This is a genomic window from Cellulomonas olei, assembly GCF_039548315.1.
In the GTDB taxonomy this organism is placed as follows: Bacteria; Actinomycetota; Actinomycetes; order Actinomycetales; family Cellulomonadaceae; genus Cellulomonas.
The window spans coordinates 1-19,614 of record NZ_JBCLVN010000076.1; the positions used below are offsets into that span (position 1 = coordinate 1).

Below are 19,614 nucleotides of genomic sequence, written 5' to 3' on the forward strand. Positions count from 1 at the left end.
GGCGCTGCTGCCCGCCGGGACCGCCCCCGCGGCCGCGCGCGACGCCGTGCGCCGGGCGGCGGGCGACGCCGCGGCCGGCGGGGGCCCGGTGACGGTCCTGCCGGGGGGACTGCTCGCGCCGGGCGACCTGGACCCCTCGTGGGCGGTCGTCGCGGGCGTGGTGGACGACCGCGCGGTGCGGGCCGCGACGCGCGGGGAGCCGGCGGAGGCCCGGACGACGGGGGCGCGCGCGTGACGGCCCCGGACGACGCGGTCGTGCGGCCGCTGCCCTACCTGGAGCAGGACCTCGGCAGGGTGGTGCCGGGTGTCGCGAAGAAGCTGGCGAAGCTCGACGTGCTCACGGTCGGCGACCTGCTGCGCTACTACCCGCGGCGCTACCACCGCTGGGGCCACCCGACCTCGATCGGCGAGCTGCGCGTCGGCGAGCACGTCACGGTGGACGCCGAGGTCGAGCAGGCCACGATGCGCACGATGCGCTCCCGCGGCGGCGTCATCCTCGAGGCGGTGGTGCGCAACGGGCGCGACCGGCTGCACCTCACCTGGTTCGCCAAGCACCAGGGCGCGCTGCGCCGGTTCGAGCAGGAGCTGCGGCCGGGAGCGGTCGGGCTGTTCTCGGGGACGGTCAAGGACTACCGCGGGCAGATGCAGCTCCTGCACCCCGAGTACGAGCTGCGGGAGACCGACGACGTCGCCGACGAGGCCACCCGGCTGGCGGAGAGCGAGCGGCCCCGGCCGGTCTACGGGCTGACGTCCGGGCTGAAGAACCAGACCGTCGTCGAGGCGGTCAAGGTCGTGCTCACCTCCATGACGGACCGGGACCTGCCCGACCCGCTGCCGGACGACGTGCGCGGCGCGATGCCCGGGCTGCGGGAGGCGCTGCTCGGCGTGCACCGGCCGCACGACCAGGCCGAGCTCGACCGGGCGCTCGAGCGGCTGCGGTTCGAGGAGGCGTTCGTCCTGCAGGCGGAGCTCGCGCGGCGCAAGGCGCGGTTCGCCGCCCAGGGCGCCGTCGCCCGTCCGCGGCGGGCCGGGGGCCTGCTGGACGCGTTCGACGCGCGGCTGCCGTTCGCGCTCACCGCGGGGCAGCGCGCGACCGGGGAGGAGATCGCCCGGCAGCTCGCCGCGGACAGCCCGATGCAGCGCCTGCTGCAGGGCGAGGTGGGCTCCGGCAAGACCGTGGTCGCCGCCCGGGCGATGCTCCAGGTGATCGACGCCGGCGGTCAGGCGGCGCTGCTGGCGCCGACCGAGGTGCTGGCCGCCCAGCACGCCCGGACGCTCCAGGCCCTGCTCGGCGACCTCGCGGAGGGCGGCATGCTCGGCGGCGCCGACGGGGCGACCCGGGTGGCGCTGCTGACCGGCTCGCAGGGCTCGGCGGCCCGTCGGCGCGCGCTCGCGGACATCGCGGGCGGCGCGGCGGGGATCGTGGTCGGCACCCACGCGCTGCTGTCCGAGCACGTGCAGTTCGCGGACCTCGGCCTGGTCGTCGTGGACGAGCAGCACCGGTTCGGCGTCGAGCAGCGCGACGTGCTGCGCGCCAAGGCCGGCGGGGTGCCGCACCTGCTGGTGATGACCGCGACGCCCATCCCGCGCACGGTCGCGATGACGGTGTTCGGGGACCTCGAGACGTCGACGCTGCGCGAGGTGCCGGCGGGTCGCGCCGAGGTCGTCACGCACCTGGTCCCGGCCGCGCGGCCGGCCTGGCTGGACCGCGCCTGGCAGCGGGTGCGCGAGGAGGTCGAGCGCGGCGGGCGGGCGTACGTGGTGTGCGCGCGCATCGACGGGGACGCGAAGCGCGAGGACGTCGACGGCGCGGACCTCGTGACGGACCTGCCGGACGGGCCCGGGGACGACGCCGGCGCGCCGCGGCCGCTGCGCGCCGTCACCGAGGTCGCGGCCGAGCTGCGCGGGACGCCGGCCCTGCGGGGCGTCCGGGTCGGCGAGCTGCACGGCCGGATGGGCCCGGAGGACAAGGACCGGGCGCTCGCCGACTTCGCCTCGGGCGCGGTGCCGGTGCTCGTCTCGACCACGGTGATCGAGGTCGGCGTGGACGTGCCCGACGCGACCGTCATGGTGGTGCTCGACGCCGACCGGTTCGGGATCTCCCAGCTCCACCAGCTCCGCGGGCGCATCGGCCGGGGGAGCCGGCCCGGGGTGTGCCTGCTGGTGGCGGACGTCGCCGAGGGCACGCCCGCCGCCGTCCGGCTCGGTCGGCTCGCGGCCACGCGGGACGGCTTCGAGCTCGCGGACGTCGACCTGGAGCTGCGGCGCGAGGGCGACGTGCTGGGGGCCGCCCAGTCCGGCCGGGGGTCCTCGCTGCGGCTGCTGCAGGTCACGCGGCACGCGGACGTGATCGAGCGCGCCCGGGTCGCCGCGCGCGCCCTGGTGGAGGGCGACCCGGACCTCGCGGGCCACCCGGCGCTCGCGGCCGCGATCCAGGGCGTGCTGGCGGGCGAGCGCGAGGAGTTCCTCGACCGCACGTGACCGGACCGGGTGCGGGCCGCACGGTCCCGCCGGGACGCCCCGTGGCGGTGCGTACGCTGCTGCCGTGTCGAAGCAGCCCGTGATCCGTGCCGTCGACCTGCTCGTCGGCTACGGCGGGGAGCCCGTGTGCGCCCCCGTGTCCTTCACCCTCCCACCGGGCCGCGCGCTCGCCCTCGTCGGCGCGAACGGCTCCGGCAAGTCGACCGTCCTGCGCGCCGTGCTCGGTCTGCTCGAGCCCGTCGGCGGCCGGGTGGAGGTGCTGGGACGACCGGTCGACGAGCGCGAGGTCGGCTTCCGGACGCGGGTGGCGAGCGTGCTGGACGACGACGCGTACTTCCCGGCGCTGACCGTCGCCGAGCACCTGTACCTCACGGCCCGGGCGCACGGCGTCCAGGGCGCGGACGCCGTGGTGGACGGGCTGCTGGACGAGTTCGGGCTGACCGAGCACGCGGCGGCGCTGCCGGTCGCCCTGTCGTCGGGCCAGCGGCGGCGCCTGCTGCTGGCCGCCGGGCTCGTGCGTCCGCGGTCGCTGCTCGTGCTGGACGAGCCCGAGCAGCGCCTGGACGTCGCGATGCGCGACCACCTGGCGGAGCGCCTGGTCGCCGAGAAGCGCGCGGGCGGCTCGGTGCTGCTCGCGACGCACGACCCGGATCTGCTGCGCGCCGTCGCGGACCGCGCGGTGCTCGTGGGCGACGAGAGCTCCCGGCTGCTCGGCGTCGCGGACGCCGTCGAGGCGCTGCGCCCGGGCGTGCTGTGACCGCGCAGCGGCCCGGCGCGGAGTCGGTCGACGAGTTCGCGACGCGGGACGGTGCGACGGCCGACGCCACCTGGGAGGACGCGCCCGCGCCGGCGGTGTCGCCGAGCGAGGGGGTGACCCCGGTCCCCGCCGCGCGGTCCATCCGGCGGTACACCGCGCAGGTCGCGCGACGCCGGTCGGGGGCGGGCCTCGGCGAGGTGCTGGGCGACGTGTACTACGCCGCGGTCACGACGGCGATCGGCCTCGGTGTCGCGCTCGGGGTCGCCGGCCAGCTCCGCACCGCGCTGCCCCACGTCCCCGACCAGGCGCTGTCGACCGGCATCAGCCTGCCCACCGTGGTCGCCGTCGTGGCGGTGCTGGTGGGCGGGGCCGTGCTCTCCCTCGGCGCGCGGCTCGGGCCGGTCGGTGCGGGCGGCGCCGAGGCCACGTGGTGGCTCGGGTCCCCGGTGGACCGCCGCGGGCTGCTGCGGCCGACGGCCCGGCGCCTCCCGGTGGCCGCCGGCGTGGTGGGCGCGGTCGTGGTGGCCCTGCTCGACGGCGGCCTGCTCGCGGACCACGGCGTCGGGCACGTGCTGCGCATCGGCGCGGCCGCCGGGCTGTCCTGCGCGGCGCTGGTGCTGCTCGCGGGCCTCGCGCAGTCCCGCGGGGTGCCGCGCCGGACCACGGCGGTCGTGGGGGACCTCGTCGTCGCCGCCGCCCCGGTGCTGGCGCTGGTCGCAGCCCTCGCGGGCTGGCGGGTGACGGCGCTGCCGGACGTCCCGGCGGCGGTCCTCGGCGTCCTCCTCCTGGCCGTCGGCGGCCTGGCCTGGTGGCTGGACACCCGGCTCGGCCGGATCCGCGGCCGGCACCTGCGGGAGAGCGGCTCCGTCGCGACCCAGGCGGCCGGCGCGGTGGTGTCGCTCGACTCGCGCGAGCTCGGCCGCGCGCTGTCCGACTCGGCGGCCCGGCCCCGCCGGCGCTCCGTGCGGCGCATGCGGCTGGTGCGCGGACCGGTGTCCGCGGTCGTGGTCGCCGACACCACGGTGCTGCTGCGCTCCCCGCGGCACCTCGTGCAGCTCGTGGTGTCCGCGCTCGTGCCCGTGGTCGTCGTCGTCACGCCGCAGCTCGCCGGGGTGCTGGGCGTCGTGGTCGCGGTGCTGGTCAGCGGCTACGTCGGCATGCTCGCGACCGCCGAGGGCTCGCGCCGCGCGGAGATGGCGCCCGTGGTGGACCGGCTGCTGCCGCTGTCCGCCGCGCGGGTCCGGCGGGCGCGGCTCGTCGTGCCCGGTGTCGCGATGCTGCTGTGGTCGGGGGTCGCGTTCGCCGCGATCGGCCGCTGGGAGGGCGACCTCGCGGCCTGGCTGCTGCTCGGCGTCGTCTCGGCACCCGTGTGGGCGGGCGCGGCCGTGCGCGGCGCGTACCGCCCGGCGCCGAACTGGCAGGGGCCGCTGGTCTCGACCCCGATGGGTGCGCTGCCCGGCGGCGTGGCCGGCGTGCTGTCGCGGGGCCCGGACGTCGCCGTGCTCGGCATGGTCCCGGTCGTCATCTGCGTGGCGCTCGGCACCGTCGTGCCGACGCTGGTGGTGGTGCAGGCGGTGGCCTCGGCGATCGCGCTGGCGTTCGGGTCCAGCACCAGCACGAAGACGATGATGGACCGGCTGGCGGAGGCGACGGAGCCGGAGAAGGGCGGTGGGCGGTGACGCGGATCGTGGCGGGCTCGGTCGGCGGGCGGACGCTGGCCGTGCCGCCCCGGGGCACGCGCCCCACGAGCGAGCGCGTCCGCGAGGCGCTGTTCTCGCGGCTCGAGCACCTCGACGCGGTCGAGGGCGCCCGGGTGCTCGACGGCTACGCCGGCTCCGGGGCGCTCGGCCTGGAGGCGGCGAGCCGCGGGGCCGCGCGCGTGGTGCTGGTCGAGTGGGGCCGCGCCGCGGCGGACGTCTGCCGCCGCAACGCCGCCGCGCTGGGCCTCGCGGACCGCGTCACCGTGGTCCGCGACCGTGTCGAGGCGTACACCGCCCGCCCGCCGGCCGAGCCGTGGGACCTGGTGCTGCTCGACCCGCCGTACGACGTGCCCGACGCGACGCTGGCCGAGGTCCTCGCCGCGCTGGTGCCGGCCCTGACGGTCGAGTCCGTGGTGGTGGTCGAGCGGTCCGCCCGGAGCGCGGCGCCCCCGTGGCCCGCGGGGATGCACGGCTTCGACACCCGGACCTACGGCGAGACGGCCGTGCACCTCGGCGCGCGCAGCCCCGTCCCGGACGACGAGCCGGCCCGGAGGTAGATTCGCTGGCGTGACGCTCGCGGTCTGCCCCGGCTCGTTCGACCCGTTCACGCTCGGCCACCTCGACGTGGTGCGCCGCGCGGCGCGGCTCGCCGACGAGGTCGTCGTGCTGGTCGCCCACAACGCCGCGAAGCGCCCGCTGCTGGACGTCGCCACCCGGGTCGCGCTGATCGAGGACGCCGTGGCGGACCTGCCGGGTGTCCGCGTGGCGTCGTCGGACGGCCTGCTCGCCGACGAGCTGCGCGCCCTCGGCGCCACGGTCGTCGTCAAGGGCCTGCGGGGCGGCGCGGACTTCGACGCGGAGCTGCCGATGGCGCTGATGAACCGGCACCTGTCGGGGGTCGAGACCGCGTTCGTCGTCGGCGACCCGGCGCTGTCCCACGTCGCGTCGTCGCTCGTCAAGGACGTCGCCCGGCACGGCGGACCGGTGGACGACCTGGTGACGCCCGCCGTCGCGGCCGCCGTGCGTGCCGCGCTGGCCCCTGCGCCCGGACCCGAGGGGAGCCCCGCATGACCGAGCCGACCGCCGCCGCCCGCCACGGCCTCACCGCCGTCCTCGACGCGCTCGAGGAGGCGCTCCAGGCCGCGCGCGCGATGCCGATGTCGTCGTCCGTCCTCGTCAGCCGCGCGGAGCTGCTGGACCTCGTCGCGCAGGCCCGCGAGGCCCTGCCGACCCAGCTCGGCCGGGCGGACGAGGTGCTGTCCGCCGCGGACGCCGAGCGGGCGGCCGCGCGCGCCGACGCGGAGCGCATCGAGGCGGCCGCGCGGCGCCGTGCCGCGGAGCTCGTCGAGCAGGAGGCGGTCGTGGCGCAGGCCGGCGAGCGCGCCGCCGAGATCGTGCGCGAGGCGGAGGAGACCGCCCGCGCCCTGCGCCGTGACGCCGACGACTACTGCGACCGCCGGCTGGCGGAGTTCGAGATCGACCTGGGCAAGGTGCTGAGCCAGGTCCAGGCCGGGCGGGCGAAGCTCGCGGGACGGCTCGAGGACGACCCGGCGTAGCGCGCCCGGGCGCCGGCAGCGGCCGGATTGGGCGCACGCCCCCGCCGTGCCGTAGGATCGACCGTTGGTCCTGCCGGTCACCGCAGGCACCGAGACCCCTCACGACAGGAACGTGGACCGTGGAGCGCCCGACTCACCTCGATCCCCGCTCGCCGCTCGTGCTCGACACCCACGAGCTCGGGCGACGTCCGGGATCGATGCGGCGGGTGCAGCGCACGGTTCCCGCACCCGAGGACCTCGGTACCGACGTGATCGGCGTCCCCACCGGCGACGACCTCGAGCTGGATCTGCGGCTCGAGGCGGTCATGGAGGGGGTCCTGGTCTCCGGAACCGTTGGTGCCCGGGTGGTCGGGGAGTGCGTCCGCTGTCTGGACGAGGTCGTCGACCACGTCGACGTCCCGGTGCAGGAGCTGTACGTGTATCCCGGTCGCGCCGAGGTGGCGGCGGAGAACGGCGACGACGAGGAGGACGTGCGCGAGCTGGACGGCGACCTGGCCGACGTCGAGCCCGCGCTGCGGGACGCGCTGGTGACTGCGCTACCGTTCCAGCCGTTGTGCCGGGACGACTGCCCGGGTCTGTGCTCCGAGTGCGGAGCGCGCCTGGCGGACGAGCCGGGACACTCGCATGACACCATTGACCCTCGGTGGGCGGCCCTCGGCGGCCTGCAGAGCACGCTTGACGAGAAGAGAGAGAGCTAGCCGTGGCTGTTCCGAAGCGCAAGATGTCGCGCAGCAACACCCGTGCGCGTCGGTCGCAGTGGAAGACCACTGCCACGACGCTCAGCACCTGCCCGCAGTGCAAGTCGGACATGCGCCCGCACCAGGCGTGCCCGACCTGCGGCGCCTACGCCGGTCGCCGCTACGCCGAGGCGATGCGGACCGAGCACGCCGGCTGAGCCGACGCGCCACCCGTCCGCCCGAGCCGCCGACGCGCCGCCCGGGCGGATGACCGCACCATGAGCACAGCAGCAGCAGAGCTCGCCCAGCAGCTCGGGGTCCACCTGGACCCCGAGCTGCTGGTGCTGGCACTCACCCACCGGTCGTTCGCCCACGAGGCGGGCGGCATCCCGACGAACGAGCGCCTGGAGTTCCTGGGGGACACCGTGCTCGGGCTCGTCGTCACCGAGGAGCTCTACCGGCGGCACCCCGCGCAGTCGGAGGGCGAGCTCGCGAAGATGCGGGCCGCGACCGTGTCCCAGCGGGCGCTGGCGGAGGTCGCGCGGACGCTCGACCTCGGCTCGTACGTGCTGCTCGGCAAGGGCGAGCTCGCGACGGGCGGCCGGGACAAGGACTCGATCCTGTCCGACACGCTCGAGGCCCTGTTCGGCGCGGTGTACCTGTCGCACGGGCTCGAGGTCTCGCGCGGGGTCGTCATGGGGCTGGTCGGTCCCACGCTCACCGCCGCGGCGGACCTCGGCGCCGGCCTGGACTGGAAGACCAGCCTCCAGGAGCTCACCGCCACGCTCGGCCTCGGTGCGCCCGCCTACGCGGTGACGAGCGACGGGCCGGACCACGCGCGGACGTTCACCGCCGAGGCGGTCGTGGCCGGCGTCGTGCGCGGCACCGGGACGGGCACCGCGAAGAAGCTCGCCGAGCAGCGGGCCGCCGCCCTGGCGTACGCCGCTCTCGAGGCCGAGGCCGAGGCCGAGGCCGGGGCCGGCGACGACGGCCGCTCGGCCGGCTGACGGCCCCGTGCCCGAGCTCCCCGAGGTCGAGACCGTCCGCGACGGCCTCGAGCGGCACGTCGTCGGGCGCACGGTGCGCGCCGTCGAGGTGCGTCGCCCGTACAGCGTCCGCCGGCACGTCGCGGGTCCGGACGACCTCGCGGGACGGCTCGTCGGGCGCACCCCGGTGGCGGCCGTCCGGCGCGGCAAGTTCCTGTGGCTGCCGCTGGACCGCCCCGCCGGCGAGCACCCGGACGACGCCCTGCTGGCGCACCTCGGGATGAGCGGGCAGCTGCTCGTGCGCGGGTCCGCGGCCGACGTCGAGTCGGGAGACGCCCACCCGCACCTGCGCGTGCGGCTGCTGCTGGAGGACGGCGGCGCGCTGGACTTCGTCGACCAGCGGACCTTCGGGCACGTGTCGGTCGCCGACCTGGTGCCCACCGCCGACGGCGGTCCGGGCGGCGCGGGCTCCGCGCTGTCGCTGCTGCCCGCCCCGGTCGCGCACATCGGGCGCGACCTCCTGGACCCGGCGCTCGACGCGGAGGCCGTCGCCCGCGCGCTGCGGCGCCGGCGCACGGAGGTCAAGCGCGCGCTGCTCGACCAGGGCCTGGTGTCGGGCGTGGGCAACATCTACGCCGACGAGGGGCTGTGGCGGGCGCGGGTGCACCCCGCGGCGCTGACGTCGTCGCTCGACCAGGGCACGGCGCTGCGCGTGCTCGACGGGGCCGCCTCCGTGATGCGGGACGCGCTCGCGCAGGGCGGCACGAGCTTCGACGCGCTGTACGTGAACGTCAACGGGGCGTCGGGGTACTTCGACCGCTCGCTGGCGGTCTACGGGCAGCAGGGCCGGCCGTGCCCGCGGTGCGGGGCCCCCGTGGTGCGGGTCGCGTTCGCGAACCGGTCGTCGCACTACTGCCCGGTCTGCCAGACGCCCTGACCCCGGCGGGCCCCGCCGGGGTCCGGCGCGCCCCGGCAGGCCCCGCCGGTCAGCGGCGCACGAGGTTGCGCAGCGGCTCGTCCCGGACGAACGCCGCGATGTTGTCGGTGAGCAGGGTGTCCGCGCCGACCGGCCGGCCGCCGGCGGCGTGCGGCGTGATGAGGATGCGGGGCTCGTCCCACAGCGGTGACGACGCGGGCAGCGGCTCGGTCTCGAAGACGTCGAGCGCGGCCCCGGCGAGGCGCCCCTCCCGGACGGCGGTGAGCAGCGCCTCCTCGTCGAGCGTGGACCCGCGGCCCACGTTCACCACCCAGGCGTGCCGGGGCAGGCGCCCGAGCACCCGCGCGTCGAGCACCCGGCGGGTGGCGGGCGTCGAGGGCAGGATGCCGATGAGCACGTCCGTGCCGGGCAGCGCCTCGTGCACCTCGGCCGCGGTGATCACCGGGTAGCCCGCCCGGGTCCCCGCCGTCGACGCGACCCCGACGACCTGGGCGCCCAGGACGGTCAGCAGCGGTGCCAGCCGGGTCGCGATGGACCCGAAGCCCCACACGAGCACCCGCGCGCCCGCGAGCGAGCGGAAGTCCCCGCCCTCGTGCGGGAGGCGCTGCACGCCGCCGAGCTCGGCGGCCCACCGGTGCTCGTCCTGCGCGCGCACCAGCTCCGGCAGCCGGCGTGCGACCGCGAGCACCAGGGCCAGCGTGTGCTCGGCGACCGGCCCGTCGTGCAGGCCGCGCCCCGAGGTCACCCGGACGTGCGGCGCGAACCCGGCGGACAGCACGGAGTCGGGGCCGGCGGCCAGCGTCTGCACCCAGCGCAGCCGTCCCATGCGGCGGGCGGCGTCCGCGAGCTGGTCGGTCGGGTTCCCCCACGCCACGAGGGCGTCGGCGTCCAGCAGGGCGTCGGGCAGCGGCTCCCGCACGTCGTACGCAGCGGTGCGCACGCCGTCCGGCAGCGTGGGGGAGAGCGCGATCGAGGAGGGCAGCAGGACGGTGGTCGTCATGCGGGCAGGCTCCCGTACCGGACGGGAGGGCGCCAGGCGACGCACCGGCGGGGCGTCGGAGCGCCGGTGCGTCGCCTGGCGCCCGCGTGTCGTTACGATGCCATCGTGTCCGCCACGAACAGCGCAGTCCCGCCGGCCCGCACCGGGCCGATCTCGGTCATGATCGTCGACGACCACGAGGTCGTCCGGCGCGGCATCGCCGAGGTCGTCGAGCGAGCCGACGGCATGAAGGTCGTCGCCGAGGCGGGGTCGGTCGCCGACGGCGTCCGGCGCGCGGGCCTCGTGCACCCGGACGTGCTCCTGGTCGACCTCCAGCTCCCCGACGGCACGGGCATCGACCTCATGACCCAGGTCAAGGTCACCCTGCCGACGGCGCGGGCGATCGTGCTCACGTCGTTCGACGACGACGACGCCCTGGCCGCGGCCCTGGACGCCGGGGCTGCGGCCTACCTCCTCAAGAGCGTGCGCGGTGCCGAGATCACGGACGTCATCCGCGCCGTCGCCGCAGGCCGGACGCTGCTGGACGAGCGGACGGTCACCCGGCGCCGGGCCGGGCACGAGGACCCGACCGAGAACCTCACGCCGAGCGAGCTGAAGGTGCTCGACCTCATCGGCGACGGCCTGTCGAACCGGGAGATCGCCGAGCGCCTGGGCGTCGCGGAGAAGACGGTCAAGAACCACATCACGTCGCTGCTCGCCAAGATGGGCCTGCAGCGCCGCACGCAGGTCGCGGCCTGGGTGGCCGCGCGGCGTCACAGCGGGTGGCGCGCGGAGACCGGCCACTCCTGATCCGGCTCAGCCGAGCGGGACCTCCCACGACAGCAGCGTCCCCGTCCCCCCGGGCGCGACGCCGAGCGAGAAGGTCCCGCCGTGCTGGCGCGCGCGGGCGGCGAGGTTGCCGGTGCCGGACCGGCGGTCCCGCGTCGCCGGCAGACCCGCGCCGTCGTCCTCCACCTCCACGCGCACCGCGCCCGTCGGGCCCGCGCCGCGCACCCCGATGCGCACGCTGACCGAGGACGCGTGGGCGTGCCGGGCGGCGTTCGCGAGCCCCTCGCGGACCACCGCGACGACGTCGTCCGTCCGGTCGGGGCCGATGCGCTCGTCCACGAGGTCCGCGACGATGTAGTCGCCGTCCGGCACGGCCTCCCCGTCGAGCAGCACCACCAGCGAGGGCGCGAACCCCAGGCCCGTGCGCGCGAGCGACGCCTCGCGCCGCAGCCGCTCGACGATGCCGGTCGCGGCGTCCGGGTCCCGCAGCGCGTACACGATCTGGCGGATCTGCCGCACGGAGGCGTCGACGTTGTCGAGGGCCTCCTCGACGATGCTCGTCAGCTCGGAGGGGTCGACGCCGCGGGAGGACCGCCGCCGGACGGTCTCGAGCTGCATGCCCGTGGCGAAGAGCTGCTGGATCGCGAGGTCGTGCAGGTCGCGTGCGATGCGCTCCCGCTCGTCGAGCAGCGCGGCCTGGTCCTGGGCGTGGCGCGCCTCCGCCAGCACGAAGGCCAGGGCCGCCTGGGAGGCGAACGACTCGGCCGTGGCGAGGTCGTTCGCGTCGAACGCGGGCGAGCCGATGCGGCGCAGCAGGATGAGCACGCCCACGCCGCGCCCCGAGGTCTGCAGCGGGGCGAACAGGGCAGACCCGAACGACCGCATCGCGGGCACGGTGATGCGCCGCGACTTGGCGAGCGAGTCGATGACGAGCCCGGTGCCCTCCTGCATGACCGACCAGGTCGGCCCGCCGGGGGTGAGCTGGGCGCCGACCAGGGTCTCGGCGTTGTGCCCGTCCGCCAGCTCGATGAGCAGCTCGCCGCCGACGCCCGGCAGCGCCAGCGCGGCGGCGTCCGCGTCGGCGACGTCCCGCGCGGTCGCGGCGATGTGGGCGAGCGCCTCCTCCTCGTCCGCGCCGGACAGCAGCATCGTCGTGATGTCCTGGCCGGCGCGCAGCCAGTGCTCGCGGCGGGCCGCGTCCGCGTAGAGCTGGGCGTTGGAGACCGCCACGCCCGCGGTCGCGGCGAGCGCGATGACGGTGGTGGCGTCCTTGTCGGTGAACCCGCCGTCCTTCTCGGACAGGTACAGGTACCCGTACACCTGGTCGCGCACCCGGACGGACGCGCCGAGGAACGAGCCCATCGGCGGGTGGCCCGCGGGCCAGCCGCGGAACGCGGGGTGCTGCGTGAGGTCGTCGAGCTTGAGCACGCCCTGCGCGGGGATCCGGCCGAGCACGCCCTGCGCGTGCGGCGGGTGGCCCATGAGCGCCGCGGTCGCCGCGGGGACGCCGGTCTGGACGAACGTGGTCGACTCGCCGCGGGAGTCCAGCACGTTGATCGCGCCGTAGCGGGCGCCGGTCAGCTCCACGGACACCCGCACGAACCGCTCGAGCACCCCGGGCAGCTCCAGCCCGGACGCCACGGACAGGACCGCGTCGAGCAGGTCGGCGAGCTCGTCACCGGTCTCGGCGGCGGTGCCGAGCTCCAGGTAGGAGCGGCCACCGGGCTCGCGGACGTGGATCGTGGTCGTCACGCCCGGGCCGGACCCGGGCGCGCCGGCACCGGGACCGGGTGTGGTGTCCGGTGCCCTCAGGTGGTCCGCCATGTCTGTGCCCCACTGTCGTGCTGCTCGGTCGCGTGGGCCACACGGTAGTCGGCGTCGGTGTCCAGCAGGTGCGCGTGCGTCCCGCGCGCCGCGACCCGGCCGTCCCGGAGGACGACGACCTCGTCCGCGGCACCCAGGGGCGCGAGCCGGTGCGTGACGACCAGCACGCCGCGACCGCCGCCGGCCGTGCGCGGCGTGCCGAGCAGGTCGCCGACCAGCCGGTCCGCCGTCCCGGGATCGAGGTGCTCCGCGGGCTCGTCCACGAGCAGCAGCGGGGCGGTCGCCAGCAGGGAGCGGGCCAGCAGGAGCCGGCGCCGCTCGCCGCCGGAGACGCTGCGCGCGTCGGGCCCCAGCGCGGTGTCGACGCCGTCCGGCAGGCCCGCGAGCCAGTCGCCGAGCCCGGCCCGCTCCAGCGCCGCGACGGCGTCCTGCGCGGTGGCGTCCCCGCGGGCGACGCGCAGGTTCTCCAGCACGGTGGTCTCGAAGACGTGGGCGTCCTCGGTGGTGAGCGCCAGCCGCGAGAGCCGCAGGGCCGGGTCGACGGCGGCCAGCGGCACCCCGTCGAGCAGGAGCTCGCCGCCGCGGACCGGCAGCATCCCGGCGAGCGTCAGCAGCAGCGTCGTCTTGCCGACGCCGGACGGCCCGACCACGGCGACGCTGCGCCCGGGGGCCAGGTCGAGGTCCAGGCCGGTCACCACAGGCTCCCGCCCGGGCCAGCCGACGGCGAGGCCGCGCGCGGCGAGGTGGGGGCCGCCGGCGGCGGGCGACGCGGAGCGGGGGGACGCCGCCACCGGCGCCGGAGCGGCCCCCGCCCCGTCCGCGGCGGGACCCGGCTGCGCCGCGTCGTCCAGCAGCGCGACGAGCCTCTGCGCGGCCGCCCGCGAGCGGTGCACCTGGATCGCGGCCGCCGGGAGCACGCTCGTCGCCTCGAACGCGGCGAGCGGGGTGAGGACCACCACCGCGAGCTCCACGGGGGCGAGCGTCCCCGCCGTCACGGCCGGCACGCCGACCAGCAGGGCGGCGACGACGGCGAGCCCGACGGCGAGCGTGCCGAGGGCGGCGGCGAGCGCCGCGGGACCGGCGCCGGAGTCCGTCGCCGCCGCGAGGTCGGAGTCGGCGGCGCGGAGCCGGGACAGCTCGGCACCGGTGCGGCCCTGGACGGCCAGCGGCCCGGCGTCCTCGAGCAGACCCAGGGCGGTGGCGGCCATCTCGGCCCGGGCCGCGGCGGCGCGCTGCTCGGTGGTCCGGGCGGCGCGCTGGGCCAGCCAGGGGGCGACGACGCCCGCGAGGAGGAGGCACACGGCGAGCGTGAGGCCGGCGGCCGGGAGGAGCAGGCCCATCGCGACGACCGTCCCGAGGCCCAGGACCGCCGCGACGGCGGCCGGCAGGAGCCCCCGGACGACGACGTCGCCCACGGCGTCGACGTCCGCGCCCACGCGGGCGAGCAGGTCGCCGCGGCGCAGGCCCAGGGTGGCCTCCGCGCGCCCCTCCGCGAGGCGGCGGTAGAGCGTCGTCCGCAGCCGGCTCATGCCGCGCAGCGCGACGTCGTGCGACACCAGCCGCTCGAGGTAGCGGAACAGGCCGCGGCCGATGCCGAAGGCGCGCACCGCGACCGTGGCGACCGAGAGCTCGAGCACCGGCGGCATCTGCGCGGCACGCGTGATGAGCCAGGCGGACACCGCGGCGAGCGCGACCGCCGACCCGAGCGCCGCCACTCCGAGCAGCACCGCGAGCGCGGCGCGCCGGGGGTTCACGTCCAGCAGCCGCACGGCGCGCCACAGCGGGTCGCCGGCGAGGCGGTTCCGGAGCCCGCGCGGGCGGCGGTCCGGGCCGGAGTCAGCGGGCGCGCCAGCGACGGGCGCGCCACCGACGGACGCGGCGGCCGGGGGGTGCGCGGCCGGGAGGCGGCCTGCCGCTGCTCCCGGAGGCGTCGGCGAGGTGCTCATCGCGCGCCCTCCGGCCTTCCGGAGGCTCCGGTGCCGCCTGCCGCGACGCCGCCGCCCGCGACCCCGGCGCCCGCGACGACGCCGTCGGGGGCGGACGCGGGAAGCGGCGCGGACCGCACGGTCACGACGTCGTCGGCGAGCGCGACCAGCGACGGCCGGTGCGCCACCAGCACCACGGTCCGGTTCGCGGCGCGCAGGGCGCGGACCGTGTCGAGGACCACCTGCTCCCCGGCGGCGTCCAGGTGCGCCGTCGGCTCGTCCAGGACGACGAGCGGCGCCTCGGACAGCAGCGCCCGGGTGAGCGCCACCCGCTGCCGCTGCCCGACGGACAGCCCCGCCCCGCCCCGCCCGAGCTCCGTGCGCCACCCGTCCGGCAGGCCCGCGACGACGGCGTCGAGCCCCGTCAGGGCGGCAGCCCGGTCGCGGTCCGCGCGGGCGGCGGGCGTGAGCTCCGCGTCCTCGGCGCCCGCGACGAGGCGGCCCACCGAGCCGGGCTCCAGCACGGGCCGCTGGGGGAGCCAGGCGACCTGCCGCCAGTAGGTCTGCGGGTCGAGGTCCGCGAGCGGCGTCGCGCGGCCGTCGGGGTCGACCACCTCCACCGCGCCCCGGTCGGGACGCAGGAGGCCGAGCAGCAGGTCCACGGTGGTCGACTTGCCGGCACCGCTCGGGCCGGTCACGGCGACGGTGCGCCCCGGGGCGACGGTCAGGTCCAGCCCGGCGGGCGCGAGCAGGTCGCGTCCGGGTGCCCGCACGCTCACGTCCCGGAGGCGCACCGCGGCGGCGCGCAGGTCCGGAGCGGGCTGCTCGCCACGCCCGGGGACGGGCGTCTCGAGCACGGCGAAGACCTGGTCGGCGGCGGCGACGCCGTCCGTGGACGCGTGGAACTGCGCCCCGACCTGCCGCAGGGGCAGGTAGACCTCGGGAGCGAGCACGAGGACGGCCAGACCGGTCTCGAGGTCGAGCTGGCCGTAGACGAGCCGCAGGCCGATGCCCACGGCGATCAGCGCGACGGACAGGGTGGTGAGCAGCTCCAGCACCATGCCGGACAGGAACGCGATCCGCAGGGTGCCCATCGTGGCGCGGCGGTGCGCGTCGCCCAGCGCCTGCACGCGGGCCGCCGGGCCGCGCTCGCGCCCGAAGGCACGCAGCGTGGTCAGGCCCGCGACCAGGTCGAGCACCTGCGACCCGAGGCGCTGCATCACGCGCAGTCCGCGGTCGGAGCGCCCCTGCGTCAGCTGGCCGATCAGCACCATGAAGATCGGGACCAGCGGCAGCGTGCCGGCGGCGATCGCGGCGGAGACCCAGTCGAGCCCGAGGATCACCACGAGCGTCGCCGGGGTGACGGTCGCGGAGAGCACGAGCTGGGGGAGGTACCGCACGAAGTACGGCTCGAGCGCCTCGAGCCCGCGGGTGGCGAGGGTGACGACGCGCGTGCCCTCACCCTCCGCAAGCCACCGCGGGCCGAGCTCGGCGGCCCGCGCGACGACCTGCTCGCGCAGCTCCGCGACCGCCCGGGTCGCCGCGCGGTGCGCGAAGCGCTCCTGCACGGCCGTCACGACCGTGCGCGCCGCGACGACGGCCGCCAGCCACCCGACCCGCGGGAGCAGGTCGGGCAGGCCGGCGCCGTCGTGCGCGGCCGCCGCGAGCACCTGCGCCAGCAGCACCGCCTGGGCGATGACGAGCCCTGCCGTGACGATCCCCAGGGAGGCCGTCAGGGCCAGGTACCCCCGGGCGGCACGGGCGTGGCGGAGCAGGCGCGGGTCGAGCGGCTTCACGCGGCTGGGCGGTCCTCAGGCCCGGGTCGAGCCGTCGGGGGAGGTGCCGCCGTGACCGGTGCCGGCACCGACCTTCGACGTCACCTCGGCGAACGTCAGCCCGGTGTGCTCCGGGATGTGGTCCGTCGAGATCCGCTTGCGGAACACCCAGTACGTCCAGCCCTGGTAGAGCAGCACGATCGGGGTGAGGATCACGGCGACCCACGTCATGACGGTGAGCGTGTAGTGCGTGGACGACGCGTTGTCGACGGTCAGCGAGTTCGCCGGGTCGAACGCCGGCATCACGTCCGGGTACATCGACCCGAAGATCAGCACGACGGCCGCGACGATCGCCACGGCGGAGGCGATGAACGCCCAGCCCTCGCGCCGCGCGCGGGTCGTCAGGACCAGGGCCACGAGCGCGCCGGCCGCGACGACGACCGCCGCCCACGTCCAGGCCACCGAGTAGGCGAGCTGCGCCCACACGGCCCAGCCGCCCGCGACCACGAGGGTGACGACCGAGAGCCGGGCGGCCACCGCGCCGGCCCGCTCGCGGATGTCGCCGGAGGTCTTGAGCGCCAGGAACACGGCGCCGTGCGTGAGGAAGATCAGCAGCGTCGTGGCGCCGCCCAGCAGGGCGAACGGGTTCAGGAGCGCGAAGAACCCGCCGACGTACTGGTGGTTCGCGTCGAGCTCGACGCCGCGCACCAGGTTGCCGAACGCCACGCCCCACAGCAGGGCCGGGACGTAGGAGCCGATGATGATGCCGCGGTCGGACCACGCCCGCCACGCGTCCGTGTTGATCTTCCCGCGCCACTCGAACGCCACGATCCGCATGATCAGCGCGAGCAGGATCAGCAGCAGGGCCAGGTAGAACCCGGAGAACATCGTGGCGTACCACTCGGGGAACGCCGCGAACGTCGCGCCGCCGGCGGTGAGCAGCCACACCTCGTTGCCGTCCCAGACCGGGCCGATCGTGTTGATCATCACCCGGCGGTCCTTGTCCTTGCGGCCGAGGAACGGCAGCAGCATGCCGACGCCGAAGTCGAACCCCTCGAGGACCAGGTAACCGGTCCACAGGACGGCGATGAGCAGGAACCAGAGAGTCGAGAGCTCCATGTCGGTCAGTCCCTCCGTCCGTCAGTAGGCGAACGACAGCGGGCGGTCCGCGGCGTCCGGGGAGTTGTCGGGCTTGTTGTCCGGGTTGTCGGGGCTGACGTCCTTCTCGGTGTCCGCGACGCCCTCGACGGCGTAGCGCTTCATCAGCTTGAACCAGACCACGGCGAGCGCCCCGTACAGCAGGGTGAACGCGGCCATCGAGATGACCACCGTGGTGGGGGAGACCACCTCGGAGACGCCGCGCTGCGTGAGCAGCCAGACGCCGTCGACGCCCGTCGGGTTCGGGTAGACGACCCAGGGCTGCCGGCCCATCTCGGTGAAGATCCACCCGAACGCGGACGCGAGGAACGGCGTCGGGATCGCGATGAGCGCGATGCGGGCGAGCCACTTGTTGTCCGAGACCCGGCCCTTGCGGGTGAGCCACAGCGCCGACAGCGCGAGCGCGACGGAGCCGAGCGCGAAGCCGATCATGAGGCGGAACGACCAGTACGTCACCGTGAGGTCGGGGATGTAGTTCACGCCCTCGCCGAACTGCTCCTCGTACCGCGCCTGGAGGTCGTCCACGCCCTCGATCGTCGAGTTGAAGTCGTTATTCGCGAGGAACGACAGCAGGCCCGGGATCTGCAGGTAGTGCGTCACGCCCTCGCAGTTGTTGGTGAGGTCGCCCACCGCGAACAGCGAGAACGCCGCGCCGTCCTCGGTGACGCACACCGCCTCGGCCGCCGCCATCTTGGTGGGCTGCTGCTCGAACATGAGCTGGCCCTGGGCGTGGCCGGTGATCGCGAGGCCGACGCCCGAGATGAGCATGGTCACGACGCCGAGCATCACGGCCGGGCGGTAGACGGTGCGCGCCTTCTCGGCGTGGCCCTGGCGCACCAGGCGCACCATCCACCAGGCGGCGATGCCGGCGACGAAGGTGCCCGCGGTGAGGAACGCCGCGGTGATGGTGTGCGGGAAGGCCGCGAGCAGCGTGTTGTTGGTGAGGACGGCGCCGATGTCGTTCATCTCGGCGCGCCCGGTCTCGGTGTTGAAGATCGCGCCCACGGGGTGCTGCATCCACGAGTTGGCCGCGAGGATGAAGTAGGCCGACAGGTTCGTCGCGATCGCGACCGCCCAGATGCACGCCAGGTGGATCTTCTTGGGGAGCTTGTCCCAGCCGAAGATCCACAGGCCGAGGAACGTGGACTCCACGAAGAACGCGGCGAGGGCCTCCATGGCGAGCGGCGCGCCGAACACGTCGCCGACGAAGCGGGAGTACTCGGACCAGTTCATCCCGAACTGGAACTCCTGCACGATGCCCGTCGCCACGCCGATGGCGAAGTTGATGAGCAGGAGCTTGCCGAAGAACTTGGTCAGGCGCAGCCAGGCCTCGTTGCCGGTGCGCACCCAGATGGTCTGCATGATCGCGACGAGCGGCGCGAGCCCGATCGTCAGCGGGACGAAGATGAAGTGGTAGACGGTGGTGACACCGAACTGCCAGCGAGCCAGATCGAGGGCTTCCATGGGCGATCCGTCCAGGAGCAGGTGCGAGTTGGGGGGCCGTACGGCCTAGGTGCCGGCCGCTCTCCGAAGGTATTGCGCGCGGCTTCACAAGGGTAGGACGAAGGTCCCGCGATCTGACGCCGTGTCGTCTCATCGTGACGCGCTTCACGAGCGTGATCTAGGGCACTGTGCGATACTGACGGCGGACTCCCGGGATCCACACACCCCGGGCGCCCACCGTGCTCGCCGCACCAGCGCATCGCGCTCGCCAGGCGCCGCCGGCCGCGGACGGTCCACCCGGACTGCCGCGCCAGGCAGGCGATGGCGCCGAACGCCCGTGCAGCGGCCGACACCGACGACTTCCGTCGCCGCGGGGACGCGAGCGACGACCGACCGCCCGAGGGCGCCGCGCGTGTGGCCGGCGTACCCGGGCTTGCAGGAGCACCACGCGTGACGCTCGACAACACCTCGGACACCACCCCCGCAGCAGCACCGGGGGGTGAGCAGGCCGAGGCGACCGCCCGGCCGCGTCGCACCCCCCGCAAGCGCGTGACGAAGGCCGCCGGGTCGCCCGGCGCCCCGGCCGCCGAGCCCGCCGCCGACGCGCCCGCCGTGGCCGCGCCGGCC

At 76.3% G+C, this 19,614-nt stretch carries 18 protein-coding genes; 12 read left to right on the forward strand and 6 right to left on the reverse strand.

The features are described from left to right. From AAHH18_RS17115 to mutM, 11 genes are all read left to right on the forward strand, one after another. Positions 1–235: hypothetical protein (locus tag AAHH18_RS17115; RefSeq protein ID WP_343302433.1), on the forward strand; the 235-nt coding region annotated here is incomplete at its 5' end. Beyond that, positions 232–2,481, forward strand: coding sequence for an ATP-dependent DNA helicase RecG (locus tag AAHH18_RS17120; RefSeq protein ID WP_459349165.1), 2,250 nt, complete (start codon positions 232–234; stop codon positions 2,479–2,481). The genes AAHH18_RS17115 and AAHH18_RS17120, both read left to right, overlap by 4 nt. A 64-nt stretch (positions 2,482–2,545) precedes the next feature. Continuing rightward, positions 2,546–3,238, forward strand: coding sequence for an ABC transporter ATP-binding protein (locus tag AAHH18_RS17125; protein ID WP_343302434.1), 693 nt, complete (start codon positions 2,546–2,548; stop codon positions 3,236–3,238). Beyond that, positions 3,235–4,917 (forward strand): DUF6297 family protein, encoded by a 1,683-nt coding sequence (locus tag AAHH18_RS17130; protein ID WP_343302435.1) that lies wholly within the window; start codon positions 3,235–3,237, stop codon positions 4,915–4,917. Before AAHH18_RS17125 ends, AAHH18_RS17130 begins: the two co-directional genes overlap by 4 nt. Continuing rightward, positions 4,914–5,495 (forward strand): 16S rRNA (guanine(966)-N(2))-methyltransferase RsmD, encoded by a 582-nt coding sequence (gene rsmD, locus AAHH18_RS17135; RefSeq protein WP_343302436.1) that lies wholly within the window; start codon positions 4,914–4,916, stop codon positions 5,493–5,495. Before AAHH18_RS17130 ends, rsmD begins: the two co-directional genes overlap by 4 nt. 10 nt (positions 5,496–5,505) lie before the next feature. After that, a complete protein-coding gene (gene coaD / locus AAHH18_RS17140; protein ID WP_343302437.1) occupies positions 5,506–6,009 on the forward strand; it encodes a pantetheine-phosphate adenylyltransferase in 504 nt (167 codons plus the stop codon). Then, positions 6,006–6,494, forward strand: coding sequence for a hypothetical protein (locus AAHH18_RS17145; RefSeq protein ID WP_283320912.1), 489 nt, complete (start codon positions 6,006–6,008; stop codon positions 6,492–6,494). Before coaD ends, AAHH18_RS17145 begins: the two co-directional genes overlap by 4 nt. A 119-nt stretch (positions 6,495–6,613) precedes the next feature. Continuing rightward, positions 6,614–7,192: a YceD family protein gene (locus AAHH18_RS17150; RefSeq protein WP_283320911.1), complete on the forward strand. Its 579-nt coding sequence runs from the start codon at positions 6,614–6,616 to the stop codon at positions 7,190–7,192. A gap of 2 nt (positions 7,193–7,194) precedes the next feature. Then, positions 7,195–7,389 (forward strand): 50S ribosomal protein L32, encoded by a 195-nt coding sequence (rpmF, locus tag AAHH18_RS17155; RefSeq protein WP_146839392.1) that lies wholly within the window; start codon positions 7,195–7,197, stop codon positions 7,387–7,389. A gap of 60 nt (positions 7,390–7,449) precedes the next feature. Next, entirely contained in the window at positions 7,450–8,178 is a 729-nt protein-coding gene (gene rnc, locus AAHH18_RS17160) for a ribonuclease III (RefSeq protein WP_343302438.1), read from the forward strand. Between the two features lie 7 nt (positions 8,179–8,185). Next, positions 8,186–9,094, forward strand: a complete 909-nt coding sequence (gene mutM / locus AAHH18_RS17165) for a bifunctional DNA-formamidopyrimidine glycosylase/DNA-(apurinic or apyrimidinic site) lyase (RefSeq protein WP_343302439.1) — start codon at positions 8,186–8,188, stop codon at positions 9,092–9,094. Positions 9,095–9,143: 49 nt separating this feature from the next. On the opposite strand, the gene AAHH18_RS17170 is transcribed toward mutM, so the two are convergent. Then, positions 9,144–10,094 carry a phosphoglycerate dehydrogenase gene (locus AAHH18_RS17170; RefSeq protein ID WP_283320908.1) on the reverse strand — a complete coding sequence of 317 codons (951 nt, stop codon included), beginning with the start codon at positions 10,092–10,094 and terminating at the stop codon, positions 9,144–9,146. A 159-nt stretch (positions 10,095–10,253) separates the two neighbouring features. Here AAHH18_RS17170 and AAHH18_RS17175 point away from each other — a divergent pair, with 159 nt between their 5' ends. Next, positions 10,254–10,883 (forward strand): response regulator, encoded by a 630-nt coding sequence (locus AAHH18_RS17175; protein WP_222172615.1) that lies wholly within the window; start codon positions 10,254–10,256, stop codon positions 10,881–10,883. Positions 10,884–10,889: 6 nt separating this feature from the next. Here AAHH18_RS17175 and AAHH18_RS17180 read toward each other — a convergent pair whose 3' ends face one another. Genes AAHH18_RS17180 through AAHH18_RS17200 form a run of 5 tightly spaced genes read right to left on the reverse strand, consistent with a single transcriptional unit; the run spans position 10,890 to position 19,008 of the window. After that, positions 10,890–12,614, reverse strand: coding sequence for a sensor histidine kinase (locus AAHH18_RS17180; RefSeq protein ID WP_343302440.1), 1,725 nt, complete (start codon positions 12,612–12,614; stop codon positions 10,890–10,892). Between the two features lie 56 nt (positions 12,615–12,670). After that, the gene (cydC, locus tag AAHH18_RS17185) at positions 12,671–14,632 is read right to left on the reverse strand and encodes a thiol reductant ABC exporter subunit CydC (protein ID WP_343302441.1); all 1,962 of its coding nucleotides are present in this window, start codon (positions 14,630–14,632) and stop codon (positions 12,671–12,673) included. Then, complete coding sequence (gene cydD / locus AAHH18_RS17190; protein ID WP_343302442.1) at positions 14,629–16,407, reverse strand: thiol reductant ABC exporter subunit CydD; 1,779 nt, start codon at positions 16,405–16,407, stop codon at positions 14,629–14,631. Before cydD ends, cydC begins: the two co-directional genes overlap by 4 nt. Before the next feature lie 15 nt (positions 16,408–16,422). Continuing rightward, positions 16,423–17,505, reverse strand: a complete 1,083-nt coding sequence (cydB, locus tag AAHH18_RS17195; protein WP_343302443.1) for a cytochrome d ubiquinol oxidase subunit II — start codon at positions 17,503–17,505, stop codon at positions 16,423–16,425. Between the two features lie 21 nt (positions 17,506–17,526). Then, the gene (locus AAHH18_RS17200; protein ID WP_343302444.1) at positions 17,527–19,008 is read right to left on the reverse strand and encodes a cytochrome ubiquinol oxidase subunit I; all 1,482 of its coding nucleotides are present in this window, start codon (positions 19,006–19,008) and stop codon (positions 17,527–17,529) included. Positions 19,009–19,614 lie beyond the last annotated feature (606 nt).